Here is a 15,100-nt window from a genome sequence, read left to right on the forward strand (position 1 = left end):
CACCTCATCCGTGTTCTATCGTGTACAGACCGACATTTATGGTTCCCTCGGCAAAACCCGCTTCGCAGTAGCAGAGGTAATAATCCCAGAGCCGCCGGAAGCGTTCATCGAAGCCAAGCAGGGAAATCGTTTGCCACCGGGCATGGAAGCGCTGGCGCCATTCCGCCAGTGTGAGCGCATAGGACTGGCCGAAAAGCTCCGTGTCAGTGAGTTTCAGGCCCGCTTGTCCGACGGCTTTTTCAAGCGCTGAATCGGAGGGCAGGAAACCGCCCGGGAAGACGTATTTCTGAATGAAGTCAGCCTTGCGCCGATAGGTATCGAAGCGGCTTTCTTCAATGGAAATGATTTGCAGGACCGCACGGCCGCCGGGTTTCAGGCAGCGTTTCAGCGTTTCGAAATAGCTTGGCCAATAGGCTTCGCCGACCGCTTCAAACATTTCCACCGAGACGATATTGTCGAATTGACCCTGCACGTCTCGGTAATCCTGCAGCCGAAGATCGATCCGGCCAGCCGTGGTTTCTTTCTCCGCCGCATTTTCTGCCCAGCGCAACTGGGAGGGGGAAAGGGTGATGCCGGTCACGTTGGCATTCTGCTGCGTGGCGAGGTGGATGGCGAGCGCACCCCAGCCACAGCCGATTTCCAGCACGGTGTCGTTGCCGGTTAATTGCAGCTTCTCGGCAATACGCTCGAGTTTCTTCCGTTGCGCGGCCTCGAGGGTGGGGGTGGTATCGTCGAAAATCGCCGAGGAATAGAGCATCGAGGGATCGAGCCATTGCCGGTAAAATTCGTTGCCGAGATCGTAATGCGCCTCGATATTACGGCGGCTGCCGCGTTTGGTATTGGCGTTCAGAGCATGTGCTATCCGATTGATCAGGCGCATTGGCAGGCTGCCTCGCATAGACCTTGCAAACGCATCTTGATTCTGAGCGGCGAAACGGATGAGCGCCGTCAGATCAGGCGTAGACCAGTCATTTTCGATGAAGCCTTCCGCAAAGCCGATATCGCCGTTGACAAGCAGCCTCCGGATTGCGCGCCAGTTATGCAGCACGAGAATGGCCTCGCTGCCTTCGGAACCTCCCGATTTTTCGAAGGTTGCGCCGCCGGGAAGGGTTACGCGCAGCCGGCCGTACTCGATATTGTTCAGCAGCCGATTGATGAGCCATATGCCTATTCCGGCACGGCCGTGGAGGCGTGTGCTCTGCGTCGGTAATTCAGAGAGGTTTTCAAACGGGGTCATGAATTCTGGCCTCGATTTGCGACGATGAAGGATGAACGAAGGAGACAGGCTCGGCGGGCGGCAACGGACGTTTTTTGAGCCGCACGCCTTTCAGCCAGATTTTAAGGGCTTCCCAGTGAATGCCGAAAACCACCTTGAGCGTCAGGAACGGGATGGTGACGAAGGCTTTGAGCAGCGCGCGATCGGTCAGTTCGACTCGCCGCGCAAGGTGACGGGCGGTCAGGACGAGCCCGTCATCGTCGAAAGTTTCGATGATGATCTTCAGCCTGTCACCCGGGGGGACGACGCGGAAAACATAACGGAGGTCCATGTCCATGAAGGGCGAGACATAGAAGGCCTTGTCGCAACGCTGGATGATCTCGGTCTCTTTGCCGGCCTCCACCGGGATCAGATAGGAATGCCGTTGCCCGAAGGTGTTATCCACCTCCCAGAGGATGGCGTTCAGCGACATGTCGCGCCCATAGCAGAAAAACACGCTGAGAGGGTTGAAAGCCCAGCCGAGCAGGCGCGGCATGGTGAGAAGGCGAATAGGCCCTCCATCCACGGCGATACCCGCCGCCGCCATCGCCGTCTCTATCTGCCGGCGCAAGCCAATCGCGCTGCCGTCGCCTCGGTCCCTGCGATGAAATGAAAAGAGGTTGAACCGGTCCACGGAGAAAAACCGCAATTTCCGATCGAGCATCTCAAGCTCATCGAGATCGAGAAGCAGCGAATAAATCCGGTAGGCCAGTTTATGGGTTTTCGGCTTGAAGCGGGCGTGGGTTACATGGCCCGGAAAAAGCGCTGAGGTGAGGGGAAGCGTCACGCTGTCGCCTCCATGAGTTCCGCGCCGGTCGCAATGGTTTCCAAATCCAGACGAATGATCCGGCCGCTATCGTCGGCAACTTTCCATGGCCGTGTCACCCCGCCTAAATCTTCGGCGACGGCAAGGCCGGCCTGAAGCCCATCCTCGTGAAAACCCGATCCGAAATAAGCGCCGCAGAACCAGGTATTTCTAAGCCCCTGCAAGGCCCATAATTCCTGACGCATCTGTTCGGTGCCGGCGTCGAAAACGGGGTGGTGGTAGGTTTCCTCGGCAATGATTTTTCTTTGATCCGGTTCCCGGACCGGATTCAGCGTTACGAAAGTGTCCTGGGTTTCGCCCAGCGGCTGAAGCCTGTTCATCCAGTAGGTGATGCTCGGCTGACCCGCTCCAATGCGCGTGTCGGCCACATAGTTCCAGCTTGACCAGGCGGCGCGGCGACGCGGCATGAAACTGCTGTCCGTGTGAAGCACGGCGCGGTTTTTCGTATAGCTAAATGCGCCGAGAATGCGCCGTTCCGCTCGCGAGGCGTCCGCCATCATGTCCAGAGCCTGATCGGCATGGGTTGCGATCACGACGTCATCGAAGCGAGCGGATTTTTCGTCTGCGGTGGTGATTTCGACACCGCCCGGCAGACGGTGGATGCGCATCACCGGCGTAGAGAGGCGAATGCGGTCGGCAAATGGCGCCGTGATGCGTTTTACATATTCACGCGAGCCACCGACAACGGTGCGCCAGACCGGCCGATTGCGAAGCAACAGCAGGCCGTGATTGCGGCAGAATTTGATGAAATGCGCTGCCGGATAACGGCCGACCTCCATCGCCGGCGTGGACCATATGGCCGCCGCCATGGGGTAAAGATGGTCGTCGCGGAACGCCGATCCATACCGGTTGTGCGTGAGATATTCGTCGAGCGATATATCGCCCATCAAATGCAGGTCGCGGGGGGCATTGCGGTAAAAACGAAGGAGGTCGGCCAGCATCGCCCAGAAACGTGGTCTGAGAACATTTCTCTTCTGTGCCAGCAGGCCAAGGCCGGTTCCGCCGGAATATTCAAAACCGCCATCGTCAAGGGAAACGGCAAAAGACATGTTGGAGGCTGCGGTCGGCACGTCAAGCGTTCGAAAAAGCGCGGTGAGATTGGGATAGGTCAACTCGTTATAGACGATGAACCCGGTATCGACATGAACCGGTCCTTTATCCGTATTAAATGCAACGGTGTTGCTGTGGCCGCCGATGCGGTCAGCCGCCTCGAAGACTGTGACATCGTGCCGTTTCGACAAAAGCCACGCTGCCGACAGGCCGGAAATTCCCGTTCCCACAATTGCGATGCGGCGCCGGTTGTCTTTTTGTCTCGCTTCCGTGTCGGTCATCTATCCTCGCTATCGCATTACAGAAACTTGCCTTGGAACAGCGCAGATACGAGGTAGGGGTCGGATAAGTTTCAGCCGCTGGTGTTTTTTTGGAATCTTTTCCGAAACCTGAAACTCTTTTGCCGGTTGGGTCGTATTTGCCATCACGAAACCCGGCCTCAATCTGTTCAAACGGTGAGCGAAGTAGTGATGTTGTCTGTGATCCTGACGCTTGCCATTCTCATGTCGCTTCTGATGGCAGGCGCGTGGGCGTTGCAGAGAGCAACCGATTCGAGCGGCTGGATCGACACCGTTTGGTCGGCGAGTGTCGGGCTTGGCGGCGTTGTGGCCGTTTTATTCGCGGAAGGAGACGGCTGGCGTCGCGCGGCCGTATTTTTCCTTGTCGTCGTCTGGTCCTTGCGGCTTGCCAGTCACATCGGCATGCGCACGCGAGGCGGCGGAGAAGATCCCCGTTATGCAAAGCTCATCGAGCAATGGGGCAGCGCCGCCTCTCTCAGGCTTTTCATTTTCCTCCAGATACAGGCCATTGCTGCTTTCGTGCTCGTTCTCGCGGTTTATCTCGCTGCCAGTAACAGTCAGGATTTTCCGCGTATCGTCGATGTTTTCGCCACGGTGGTCGCTTTTGCTGCACTGGCCGGTGAAGCGCTCTCGGATGCCCAGCTTTCAAAATTCCGGAAAACATCGGAAGCCAAAACCGGCGTTTGTGAAACCGGCCTTTGGCGTTATTCCCGCCATCCCAATTATTTCTTCGAATGGCTTTTCTGGTGCAGTTTTCCGCTGCTCGCCATTCAGGAGCAGCTCCTGTCCTGGGTGTCGCTCGCCGCACCCATCATGATGTACTGGCTGCTCGTCCACGTCTCCGGCATTCCGCCGCTTGAAGAGCACATGCTGAAATCGCGCGGGGAGAAATTCCGCGCCCTGCAACGCCGCGTCAATGCCTTCTTTCCGGGGCCGCGCAAGAACGAGGAAACGCCATGAACATGCTCGCCTTCGCCATCAATGCCGCAGAACGCGCACCGCTCAATGACGCGGTCACACTCGCCGGTATAGATATGCTCTGCGCACGAACGAAACGGCGGCTTGCAAAAATTCCCGATGATGCCGAATTGGCCTTTGCAAAGGATATGGCGACGTTTCCCGTCGCCAGCCATACCGCCGAGGCGAACAGACAACATTACGAAGTCCCAGCGGAGTTCTTCTCGCTGGTTCTCGGAGCGCAGCGCAAATATTCCTGCTGTTATTATCCCGATGCCACAACGACGCTCGACGAAGCCGAGACCGCGGCCCTTTCCGAGACCGTGGCCCATGCCGGACTGGTTGATGGCATGGACATCCTTGAACTCGGCTGCGGTTGGGGCTCGCTTTCCCTTTATATGGCAGGACGTTTTCCCAATGCGCGCATCACATCCGTTTCGAATTCAGCATCGCAGCGTGACTACATAGTCGGCTGCGCCCGAGAGCGCGGCTTCTCCAACCTTTCGGTGGTGACCGCCGACATGAATGATTTCACGACCGGCAATCGTTTCGATCGTGTCGTGTCGGTGGAGATGTTCGAGCACATGTCGAACTGGCAGACGCTATTCGAGCGGGTTCATTCCTGGCTGAAGCCGGAAGGCAGGTTCTTCATGCACGTCTTCAATCATCGTGACCGCTCCTACCGTTTTGACCACAATAATCCGGCAGACTGGATCGCGCAGCACTTCTTCACCGGTGGTATCATGCCTGCCTTCGATCTGCCCCACCGTTTTGGGAGAATTTTCACGGTGGAACAGGACTGGCGATGGTCGGGCCTACATTACCGACGGACGGCCCTTGATTGGCTGACAAATTTCGACCGGGAAATTGACCATATCCGACCGATCCTCAAGCGCGTCTATGGGAGCGACGCGCGACTGTGGGAGCGCCGCTGGCGGCTTTTCTTCCTCGCGACCGCCGGGCTTTTCGGTCATCAGGATGGTGAAGTTTGGGGTGTCGGGCACTATCTTTTGAAGGGGATTTAGTTTCGACCAGCGATGCGCCGCTCCACGAAGTCCGCAAGGGCTTTTAATGAAATGGCGGTTCTCCGTGCTCGAATATCGATGTTCCCCTGTGCTCCGGAGGCATTACAGTCACCCGTCTGTGATGTTTGACACGTTGCGTTTGAGAAATTTCGTCCGGTTATATGCCGAAGTCTGCGGTAATTCTGTCCAATTTGCCCATAAGATTAGAACATTTTCGCCTGTCAAAAATCTATTAAATTTATAGAGTAAAAGTATTAATTGGGCAGTCGTAATCATGAAAATCATAGCGTTGAGTGGCAATGTAAAAAAACCGTCCAGGACTGCGTCGCTGGTCGGCATCGCGGCCGATCGCCTGCGGCAACGGATTGGCGGGCAGGTGCAGTCCATCGAGCTTGTTGACGCGGCACCCGTGCTCTTTCGCGCGCTTCGTGCGGATCAGCTCGATACCGAAGGCAAGGCAATCATTGCCACGGTGGAAGATGCAGATGTCATCGTCGTCGGATCGCCGGTCTATCGCGCATCCTATAGCGGCGCGCTGAAACATCTTTTTGATCTCGTTGACTACCGGGCGCTTGCCGGCAAGCGCGTCATTCTGATCGCAACGGGTGGCACGCCGCTGCATGGCCTGATGCTTGAGCACCAATTGCGCCCGCTCTTCGGTTTCTTCAATGCGCTGACCGTCCCGACCGCAATCTACGCGCTCGAGGCCGACTTTACCGATTACGAACTCACAAATCCTGAGGTCCTCGAACGTGTCGATCGCGCCATCGAGGAGCTCGCGGCCATCACACCGCTAGCCAATTCGACGGTGACCCCTGCGGGGACGCACGGTGGCTTGGCGGCTTAACTTATAGAACGAAATTCAAAGGGAGCCTTACATGACTTTTTCCGACGCTTCGAACGATCCAGTCAAATTTGCCTATTGGGTGCCGAATGTTTCGGGCGGCCTCGTGATTTCGAACATCGAACAGCGCACAAGCTGGACGATCGAATACAACAGAAAGCTTGCCCAGATCGCTGAAGCCAGTGGTTTCGACTATGCCCTGAGCCAGATCCGCTTCACGGCAGGTTACGGGGCGGAATTTCAGCACGAGTCCGTTTCGTTCAGCCATGCTCTTCTCGAATCCACGACGACGTTGAAGGTGATAGCCGCGATCCTGCCTGGCCCATGGAACCCGGCACTTGCCGCCAAGCAGATTGCGACCATCAATCACCTGACCAACGGTCGCGTCGCAGTCAATATCGTCAGCGGCTGGTTCCGTGGCGAATTTTCCGCCATCGGCGAGCATTGGCTCGATCATGACGAGCGCTATCGCCGCTCGGAGGAGTTCATCCGTGCGCTTCGCGGTATCTGGACTGAGGACAATTTCACCTTCCGCGGTGATTTCTATCGCTTCAACAATTACTCGCTGAAACCGAAGCCCATCGATCCGCAGCCGGAAATCTTCCAGGGCGGTTCCTCGCGCGCGGCTCGCGACATGGCGGCACGCGTCTCCGACTGGTACTTCACCAATGGCAATACGCCGGAGGAGATCCGCAAGCAGGTTAACGATATCCGGGCCAAGGCGAAAGAAAACAACCACTCAGTCAAGGTCGGCGTAAATGCCTTCGCCATTGTGCGCGAGACCGAGGAAGAGGCGAGAACCGTGCTCGCCGAGATCATCGAGAAGGCTAATCCCGAAGCGGTCAATGCCTTCGGCCATGAGGTGAAGAACGCCGGCAAGTCTTCCCCGGAAGGTGAGGGGAACTGGGCGAAGTCCAGTTTCGAGGATCTGGTGCAGTACAATGACGGCTTCCGCTCCAACCTGATTGGGACGCCGCGACAGGTGGCCGAGCGCGTCGTCGATCTGAAGCGCGCCGGTGCCGACCTCATCCTGCTTGGCTTCCTGCATTTCCAGGAGGAGGTCGAGTATTTTGGCAAGCATGTGATCCCGCTGGTTCGCGAGCTTGAAGAGGCCGGGAGCACGCAATCGGTGGCAGCCGAATAGGCTCACTTTAACACCAGAATATCTTGCGCATGTAACGGGATGGGGGCGCGGGCCGATTGGTCCGCGCCAACGGGATTGGCATGCCATGTTCAAGCCGCACCCCAACCGATGGAGGACACCAAATGCCTGCCGCGATCTATTCCCTTGACGTGCCTGTTCCCGGCACGCTGCGGGACAACGGCGACCAGCTCGTCCACGCGTTGCCATCGGGCAAGACCGGCGGCACCCGGCAGCATGGCGAAAAATCCCATGCTCTCGCTTTGCATGGCGTCAGCCTGTCATTTGGTGGGGTTAATGCTCTGGTTGATGTGGATCTTTCCGTGGAGCCGGGGGAGATCAGGGCGATTATCGGGCCAAATGGCGCCGGCAAGAGTTCGCTGATCAACGTTATCAGCGGTGTCTATCGCTCAAGCCATGGCCATGTTCATATTGGTTCCAGTTCCTTCCGGCATGTGCCGACGGAACGGCTGGCATCGCTTGGCGTCGCGCGCACGTTCCAGAACCTCGCCTTGTTTAAGGGCCTGAGCGTCATCGATAATGTCGTTGCCGGCCGAGCCTATACGGTGCGCTCCAGCTTTGTCGGGCAGATATTTGGCCTTGGCCGCGCACGCCGCGAAGAAGCGGATGCGCGCGAGCGGGCGGCCTGTATCCTTGAGTTCCTGCATCTGGATCAGGTCAGCCATCGTCTCGTGGGCACGCTTCCCTATGGGCTGCAAAAACGTGTCGAACTTGCCCGGGCCCTGGTAGCCGAGCCGAAGATTCTGCTTCTGGACGAGCCCATGGCGGGAATGACGGCCGCCGAAAAGAACGACATGGCGGACTTCATTCGGTCTGCCCGCGATCAGTATGAGACGACGGTGATCCTGATCGAGCACGATATCGGCGTGGTCATGCAGCTTTCCGACCGGATCGCAGTCCTCGATTACGGCCGCAAGATTGCCGATGGCAGCCCGGACGAAATTCGTGCCGACCAGCGCGTTATCGACGCCTATCTCGGCGTCATCGAGGAAAACGAGGACGGGGAGGGCATCTGATGGCAGATTTCGACTGGCTGTTTTTGATCGAAGTGCTGGTTGGCGGCTTGCTTTCGGGCGTTATGTATTCGCTCGTCGCCATCGGTTTCGTGCTGATCTACAAGACCTCGGGCGTTCTCAACTTCGCTCAAGGTGCGATGTTGCTGTTTGCCGCGCTGACCTTTGTCAGCCTGCTTGAACGCAACGTTCCCTTCGCGCTCGCACTCGTCCTCACATTCGCCGTTATGGTGCTGATTGGTCTCGTCATCGAGCGCACGGTGCTGCGGCCATTGACCAACAAGCCGCCGATCACCCTTTTCATGGCGACGCTTGGGCTCTCCTATATCATCGAAGGGGCAGCACAGCTCCTCTGGGGCACGCAGGTCCACGGTCTGGAGCTGGGGATCGAGGATGTTCCCTTCGATATCGGCGGCGTGTTCATCAGCCAGTTCGATCTGTTTGCGGCCGCTGTTGCCGGTCTGATGGTAGCGGCGCTGTCAGCTTTCTTCCGCTACACCCGGATTGGGCTGGCATTTCGCGCCGTAGCGGATGATCAATTCGCCGCCCTTGCGGTTGGGCTCAAACTGCCCTGGATCTGGGCAACCGTCTGGGCGGCCGCCGGTGTCGTGGCGCTGGTTGCCGGTCTGCTGTGGGGCGCGCGGCTCGGCGTGCAGTTCTCACTGTCGCTGGTCGTGCTCAAAGCGCTGCCCGTCCTCGTCCTTGGCGGTTTCGATTCCATTCTGGGAGCGATCGTCGGCGGTCTTTTGATCGGTGCGACGGAGAAACTCGCGGAAGTCTATATCGGCGAATATTTCGGCGGCGGCATCGAGAGCTGGATCGCCTATGTCGTAGCACTTGCCTTCCTGCTCATCCGCCCGTCCGGCCTGTTCGGGCAGAAGCTTGTGGAAAGGGTCTGATATGGCTGTCGTTACCACAGATCTTCATCCCACATGGTTTTTCAATCGTCAGCTGGCGCCGATTGCCATCGTAGCGGGCGCCTACCTTGTTGTTCCCTTTATCGGCTCAACCTATCTGTTCGAAGCAATCCTCCTGCCGTTCCTGGCGCTCAGCCTTGCCGGGGTCGGCCTTAACCTGCTTACCGGCTACGCCGGTCAAGTTTCGCTTGGAAGTGCCGCCTTCATGGCGGTCGGGGCTTTCGCTGCTTACAATTTCAATCTGCGTGTCGATGGCCTGCCGCTCATCGTCAGCATTCTGCTGGCTGGCCTGTCGGCGGCGGTGATCGGTATCGTCTTTGGCCTGCCGAGCCTTAGATTAAAAGGCTTCTATCTCGCGGTATCGACGCTTGCCGCGCAGTTTTTCGTGCAGTGGACGCTTACCAAATTCAGCTGGTTTTCGAACGATTCCGCCTCCGGGGTCATCGATGCACCGCCTTTGACGCTTGCCGGCATCGAGTTTACCGGCCCGGTCGGCCGCTACCTCTTTGCTCTTACGGTCGTTGTCGTCCTGACGTTTCTTGCCCACCGGCTGACGACCTCGCAGACCGGCCGCAACTTCATCGCCGTGCGGGACAACGAGACGGCAGCGCGTATCATCGGGGTGCCCGTGTTGAGGACCAAACTGCTCGCTTTTGCGATTTCCTCCTTCATCATCGCGGTGGCGGGAGTTCTGTGGGCTTTCGCCTATCTCAGAACCGTGGAGCCGGCCGGCTTTAACCTCGACCGCTCCTTCCAGATCCTTTTTATCATCATCATTGGCGGGCTTGCCTCGACGCGAGGCGCCTTCTTCGGCGCCGCGCTGATCGTCGTCTTCCCGCTGCTGCTGTCGCGGCTGGGTTCGTTCCTGCTCGGTGATCTCTTTGATTCCGGCGTGCTCGAGATGAGCCAGCGCATCGTGCTCGGCGCCCTGATCATTCTGTTTCTGATCCTCGAACCGGACGGGCTCTCCTCGCTCTGGGACAAGATCCGAAGGCGGCTCGGCTCCGCTGTCGGCAGACAAGCCTGACCAATACCGGGGCGCAAGCTCCGCAAGCACCAGACGCATTGCTTCTTCAACCTGATCCGGTCGCAGCACCGGACAATACCCGGAGTGTATCCAGACATGACCATGTTTGCGAAACTGAAATCCGCTGTCTTCGCGGCAGGCCTTGCCGTCTCGGCCGCCGTACCGGCTGCCCATGCGGACGAACAATATTTCCCCCTGCAGAGCTACCGCGTCGGGCCTTATGCGGCCGGCGGCACGGGGTTCTTCGGCGGCTTCATCGACTATCTCAATCTTATCAATACGCGCGACGGCGGCGTGAACGGCGTCAAGCTCACCTGGTCCGAAGCGGAAACGCAGTACGAGGTGGAGCGCGGCGTCGAAGCCTATGAGCGCCTCAAGAGCAATCCGAATATTGCCGCCTGGAACCCGCTTTCCGTCGGTATCGCCTATGCCATGATCGACCGCATCACCCAGGACAAGGCGCCGCTGATCACCATCAACCACGGCCGCACCGACTCCACCGACGGCCGCGTCTTCCCCTATGTCTTTCCGCTGCTGCTCAATCCCTACAGCGAGACTTCGGGCATCGTGAACTATATCGCCTCCAAGCTGGGCGGATCCGACAAGCTCAAGGGTAAGAAGATCGTCGTGCTCTATCACGGCTCGCCCTATGGCAAGGAGACGATCCCGATCTATGAGCTGCTGTCGAAGCAATATGGTTTCGAACTGCAGCAGATCGAAGTGCCGCATCCCGGCAACGAGCAGCAGGCGCAATGGCTGACGATCCGCCGTGCCAAGCCGGATTATGTCGTGCTGCGCGGCTGGGGCGTGATGAATCCGGTCGCACTCAAGACGGCGGCCAAGACCGGCTTCCCGGTCGACCACATCATCGGCAATGTCTGGTCGAACTCCGAGGAGGATGCCATCCCTGCGGGCGATGCAGCCAAGGGCTATACCGCGATTACCACGCAAGCCTCGGGCGCGGAATATCCAGTCGTCCAGGAGATCGTGAAGACGCTTTACGATAACGGCAAGGGCAACCTTGAAGACAAGAAGCGCATCGGCTCGGTCTACCACAATCTCGGCATCGTCAATGGCATCCTGAATGTGGAAGCCATCCGCATCGCGCAGGAAAAGTTCGGACATCGCACCTTGACCGGTGATGAGGTTCGCTGGGGTTTCGAGCATCTGCAGCTTGACCCGGCGCGCGTCGAAGCCCTGGGCGCCAAGGGCCTGTTCCATTCCATCAACGTCACCTGGGACAACCATGAGGGCAATGGCTACGTGACCTTCCAGCAGTGGGACGGCAAGAAATGGAATGTCGTCTCCGATTGGATCGCGCCGGACTGGGCGCTGCTGAGGCCGATTATCGAAAAGTCCTCGGAAGCCTATGCGAAGGAAAAGGGCATCAAGCTGCGCACCGCCGAAGATGCACAGACAGTGACGAATTGAGCCAATGGCCGGGCATTGGCGGGACCCGGATCCCCGCCGATGCCCCGGCTCTACCACAAAACCAAACCGAGATCGGTGGACCATGGCTGAAAAAGACGTTCTCCTGAAAGTGGACGGCATCAAAGCGACCTATAATGCTGCGATCACGGCGCTTCACGGTGTCAGCTTCACATTGCGCCGTGGTGAGATTCTCGCACTGCTGGGCGCCAACGGCGCTGGCAAGACGACGACGCTCAAGGCAATTTCGAACCTGCTGCCGGCCGAGCGCGGCGAGATCACCGAAGGCGCCATTCTCTACGAGGGTCGTGATGTTACCACGGCATCGCCGGCAGAACTGGTGCGCGCCGGCCTCGTGCAGGTCCTTGAGGGCCGGCATTGCTTCCGAAATCTGACCATCGAGGAAAATCTCGTTTCCGGCGGTATTGGACGCAGCGGCTCGCGCGCCGAGATCACCGCCGATCTGGAGAAAGTCTACACGATTTTTCCCCGGCTGAAGGAAAAGCGCCGTGCATTGGCCGGCCTTACCTCGGGCGGTGAGCAACAAATGACGGCGATCGGCCGTGCGCTGATGTCACGACCAAAGCTTCTTGTGCTCGACGAGCCGTCCATGGGGCTGGCGCCGATCGTCGTGCAGGATATTTTCCGGACGCTGCGGCGGCTGAATGCCGAAAGCGGTCTTTCCATTCTCGTTGCCGAACAGAATTCAGCGATCGCCCTGCGTTATGCCGACCGTGCGACCGTGCTCGAAAACGGCGCTGCCGTGCTTTCGGGAGATGCTGCCGAGTTGCGCAGGCGAGACGACGTCAAGGCCTTTTATCTCGGCCACAAATCCACGCCGGCGCCCACAACCGCCGCAACAAGCCTCCCCCCGGCCTGATCGGCCGCCATCATCAACCAGGAGAAACCATCATGACGCTTTCACAGGTCAATACCGAAAACGCCGTCAAGGCTGTGCCGGCGGTTCCTCGCCCGGCCGAGTCTGCCCATATTATCAAGGACGACGCTGAGGCAATTACCGTTGCCCGCCGGCTCGCGGCCGAATTTGTCAAGGACTCGGCCAAACGCGACCGTGAGCGCATTTGGCCCGTTGCCGAACTCGATGCATTTTCGCAAAGCGGCTTGTGGTCCATCAACGTGCCAAAAGCCTTCGGCGGGCCGGAGGTTTCCTACGCCACGCTCGCAAAGGTCATCGAGATCATATCAGCGGCAGATTCCTCGATTGGCCAGATCGCTCAGAATCATCTGGGCGTCGTTGCTGCGATCCGAACCGTATCGGATGCCGCCCAGCAGAAGCTTCTGTTCGCTGAAGTGCTGAAGGGCACCCGTTTCGGTAACGCTTTTTCGGAATTCGGCTCCAAACGGGCAGTCGATTTCGAAACGCGCTTCACCGATGCCGGCGACCATGTCGTCGTCAACGGGCGCAAATTCTATTCTTCCGGCGCGCTGCTTGCACATCTGGTGCCGATCGTCGCACTCGATGATGAAGGGCGGGCCTGGTATGCGATTGCCGAACGCGATGCGCCGGGCCTCACCGTCATCGATGACTGGTCCTCGTTCGGGCAGCGCACGACACTCTCGGGCACCGTGCTGCTCGATGATGTCAAAGTGCCGAAGACCCATCTTGTGCCGGGTTACAAGGGCTATGAAGTGCCGACCGCCGATGGTGCGATCTTCCAGATCATCCAGGTTGCCGTGGACACCGGTATCGCGCAGGCCGCCATTGACGAGACCGTCGCCTTCGTGCGCACCAAGAGCCGCGCCTGGGTGGATAGCGGCCAGGATCACGCCTGGGAAGATCCCTATACGATCCAGGCTATCGGAGACCTGACACTGCGTCTGCATGCCGCCCAAGCGCTTCTGGAGAAAGCCGGTTATGCTATCGATCGTGCTATAGCCAATCCCAACGCCGACACCGTGGCTGAGGCACAGATCGTCACGGCTGAGGCCAAGATCCTGTCGACCGAAATCGCAATTGCGGCGACCAACAAATTGTTCGAACTCGCAGGCACTCGCTCAACGCTTGCCGAACACAATCTTGATCGCCACTGGCGCAATGCGCGCACCCATACGCTGCATGACCCTGTTCGCTGGAAATATGCCATTCTCGGAAAGTACTTTCTGAATGGGGAAAAGCCTCCGCTTCATGCCTGGAGTTGACGGCCCGAAGGGGCCTCCCATGTTTGCGCGTGGGAGGCCGTCTGAAAGACCTTAGTACCCGCACCCGAAGCCGTCATAAATCGCTAATTTTAGGTCTTTGAGTTCGGATATCGGATGGTCCCCAATGCGGGGATCACGTCGAGCGCCGAATGACCAGCTTGCCGGGTATGGTGACGGTTTCGGGTTCAACTTTTCCCAAGATCATGGCGATGACTGCCTCGACCATTTCGTATCGCGGTTGTTCGTAGGTGGTGAGGCCGTAGGCGTGGGATCCGCCAAGCTCGTAATTGTCGAATCCGACAATCGCTATGTCCTGCGGGATCTGAAGCCCGAACTTGCCCCGGATTTCATCCATTGCCCCGAATGCGAGAATGTCGTTCTCACACATCAGAATATCCGCCCGATCTGCCGGTGCCGTTCTGGAAAGATAATCCCGTACCGATATAGCACCGGCTTCAGCGCTGTACCTTTCAGCTGACAGCAATTCTATGTCTTTGATACCCTTTTCGGCCCAGAATTCGGTGAAGTGCTGCCGGCGGCGCAGCGCGGTTGATAGCGCCATTGCGCCGCTCATGAAGGCCGGCCGACGGTATCCTTTCTCGTAGAGGTGATCGACGATGTCCTTGAGAGCGAGTTCGGCATCGCAAACGACAGCCGGCACTCCATCGATCTGGCTGTCGCGGGCAAGCACGTACATGGGGGGCATTCCCTGCCCAAGCTTATGATCTTTCAGTGTCTCGTCGCGGAATGCGGTACCAAACAGAATGATTGCATCGACCTGGCGCTGATCGGCATGAAGCAATGCGTGGACATGATCGAAGTGGTTGTTGATGTTGATCAACATCGCGACGAGACCGGCCGCCTGCAGTTGCTCTGTCAGCGCCTCCAGGAAAGGCAGCTTCTGGGGGTTCGCAAAATCGTCAACAAAGACGGCGACTTGCCGCGTGGAATTTGTCGCGAGACTGCGCGCCAGAAGATTGGGGCTGTAATTCAAAGTGGCGGCGGTCTCGAGGACTTTGCGCCTGCTTTCCTCTGTGATCGAGGCGCCGGGGGTGAAGGCTCTGATGACCGTCCATTTCGATACGCCCGCCGCTTCCGCCACTTGTTTTGCTGTCGCCCGCTTCCGCATTGAGCCTC

Annotated in this window: 14 protein-coding genes; 10 read left to right on the forward strand and 4 right to left on the reverse strand. The window is 58.3% G+C overall.

Going from position 1 to position 15,100, the window contains the following annotated elements; all coding sequences use genetic code 11:
* Positions 1 to 4: 4 nt before the first annotated feature.
* From CFBP5499_RS22700 to CFBP5499_RS22710, 3 genes are read right to left on the reverse strand one after another with little or no spacing between them, the layout of a single operon-like run.
* Positions 5 to 1,237, reverse strand: coding sequence for an SAM-dependent methyltransferase (locus tag CFBP5499_RS22700; RefSeq protein ID WP_080828069.1), 1,233 nt, complete (start codon positions 1,235 to 1,237; stop codon positions 5 to 7).
* Positions 1,224 to 2,042, reverse strand: a complete 819-nt coding sequence (locus tag CFBP5499_RS22705; protein ID WP_080828067.1) for a DUF1365 domain-containing protein — start codon at positions 2,040 to 2,042, stop codon at positions 1,224 to 1,226. The genes CFBP5499_RS22700 and CFBP5499_RS22705 overlap by 14 nt, the downstream gene beginning before the upstream one ends.
* Positions 2,039 to 3,412, reverse strand: coding sequence for an NAD(P)/FAD-dependent oxidoreductase (locus CFBP5499_RS22710; protein ID WP_080828065.1), 1,374 nt, complete (start codon positions 3,410 to 3,412; stop codon positions 2,039 to 2,041). The genes CFBP5499_RS22705 and CFBP5499_RS22710 overlap by 4 nt, the downstream gene beginning before the upstream one ends.
* A 189-nt stretch (positions 3,413 to 3,601) precedes the next feature.
* Between CFBP5499_RS22710 and CFBP5499_RS22715 the strand changes: the two genes are divergently transcribed.
* The 10 genes from CFBP5499_RS22715 to CFBP5499_RS22760 all read left to right on the forward strand — a co-directional run bounded on the left by CFBP5499_RS22715 (position 3,602) and on the right by CFBP5499_RS22760 (position 13,963).
* Positions 3,602 to 4,390: a DUF1295 domain-containing protein gene (locus CFBP5499_RS22715; protein ID WP_080828063.1), complete on the forward strand. Its 789-nt coding sequence runs from the start codon at positions 3,602 to 3,604 to the stop codon at positions 4,388 to 4,390.
* Positions 4,387 to 5,412, forward strand: coding sequence for an SAM-dependent methyltransferase (locus CFBP5499_RS22720; protein ID WP_080828061.1), 1,026 nt, complete (start codon positions 4,387 to 4,389; stop codon positions 5,410 to 5,412). Before CFBP5499_RS22715 ends, CFBP5499_RS22720 begins: the two co-directional genes overlap by 4 nt.
* A gap of 274 nt (positions 5,413 to 5,686) precedes the next feature.
* Complete coding sequence (gene msuE / locus CFBP5499_RS22725; RefSeq protein ID WP_080828059.1) at positions 5,687 to 6,259, forward strand: FMN reductase; 573 nt, start codon at positions 5,687 to 5,689, stop codon at positions 6,257 to 6,259.
* A 31-nt stretch (positions 6,260 to 6,290) separates the two neighbouring features.
* On the forward strand, positions 6,291 to 7,400 hold the full coding sequence (gene sfnG, locus CFBP5499_RS22730; RefSeq protein ID WP_080828057.1) for a dimethylsulfone monooxygenase SfnG: 1,110 nt from the start codon (positions 6,291 to 6,293) through the stop codon (positions 7,398 to 7,400).
* A gap of 122 nt (positions 7,401 to 7,522) precedes the next feature.
* Entirely contained in the window at positions 7,523 to 8,434 is a 912-nt protein-coding gene (locus CFBP5499_RS22735) for an ABC transporter ATP-binding protein (protein WP_080828055.1), read from the forward strand.
* The gene (locus CFBP5499_RS22740; protein ID WP_080828053.1) at positions 8,434 to 9,330 is read left to right on the forward strand and encodes a branched-chain amino acid ABC transporter permease; all 897 of its coding nucleotides are present in this window, start codon (positions 8,434 to 8,436) and stop codon (positions 9,328 to 9,330) included. Before CFBP5499_RS22735 ends, CFBP5499_RS22740 begins: the two co-directional genes overlap by 1 nt.
* Position 9,331: 1 nt before the next feature.
* Positions 9,332 to 10,375 (forward strand): branched-chain amino acid ABC transporter permease, encoded by a 1,044-nt coding sequence (locus tag CFBP5499_RS22745; protein WP_080828051.1) that lies wholly within the window; start codon positions 9,332 to 9,334, stop codon positions 10,373 to 10,375.
* A 96-nt stretch (positions 10,376 to 10,471) separates the two neighbouring features.
* Positions 10,472 to 11,806: an ABC transporter substrate-binding protein gene (locus tag CFBP5499_RS22750; RefSeq protein ID WP_080828049.1), complete on the forward strand. Its 1,335-nt coding sequence runs from the start codon at positions 10,472 to 10,474 to the stop codon at positions 11,804 to 11,806.
* Positions 11,807 to 11,888: 82 nt separating this feature from the next.
* Positions 11,889 to 12,683 (forward strand): ABC transporter ATP-binding protein, encoded by a 795-nt coding sequence (locus tag CFBP5499_RS22755; RefSeq protein WP_080828047.1) that lies wholly within the window; start codon positions 11,889 to 11,891, stop codon positions 12,681 to 12,683.
* Between the two features lie 32 nt (positions 12,684 to 12,715).
* A complete protein-coding gene (locus tag CFBP5499_RS22760) occupies positions 12,716 to 13,963 on the forward strand; it encodes an SfnB family sulfur acquisition oxidoreductase (RefSeq protein ID WP_080828045.1) in 1,248 nt (415 codons plus the stop codon).
* Positions 13,964 to 14,096: 133 nt separating this feature from the next.
* Here the strand turns inward: CFBP5499_RS22760 and CFBP5499_RS22765 are convergent, their stop codons facing one another.
* A complete protein-coding gene (locus CFBP5499_RS22765; RefSeq protein WP_175416853.1) occupies positions 14,097 to 15,092 on the reverse strand; it encodes a LacI family DNA-binding transcriptional regulator in 996 nt (331 codons plus the stop codon).
* Positions 15,093 to 15,100 lie beyond the last annotated feature (8 nt).

This window comes from Agrobacterium tumefaciens, from assembly GCF_005221325.1.
GTDB lineage: Bacteria > Pseudomonadota > Alphaproteobacteria > Rhizobiales > Rhizobiaceae > Agrobacterium.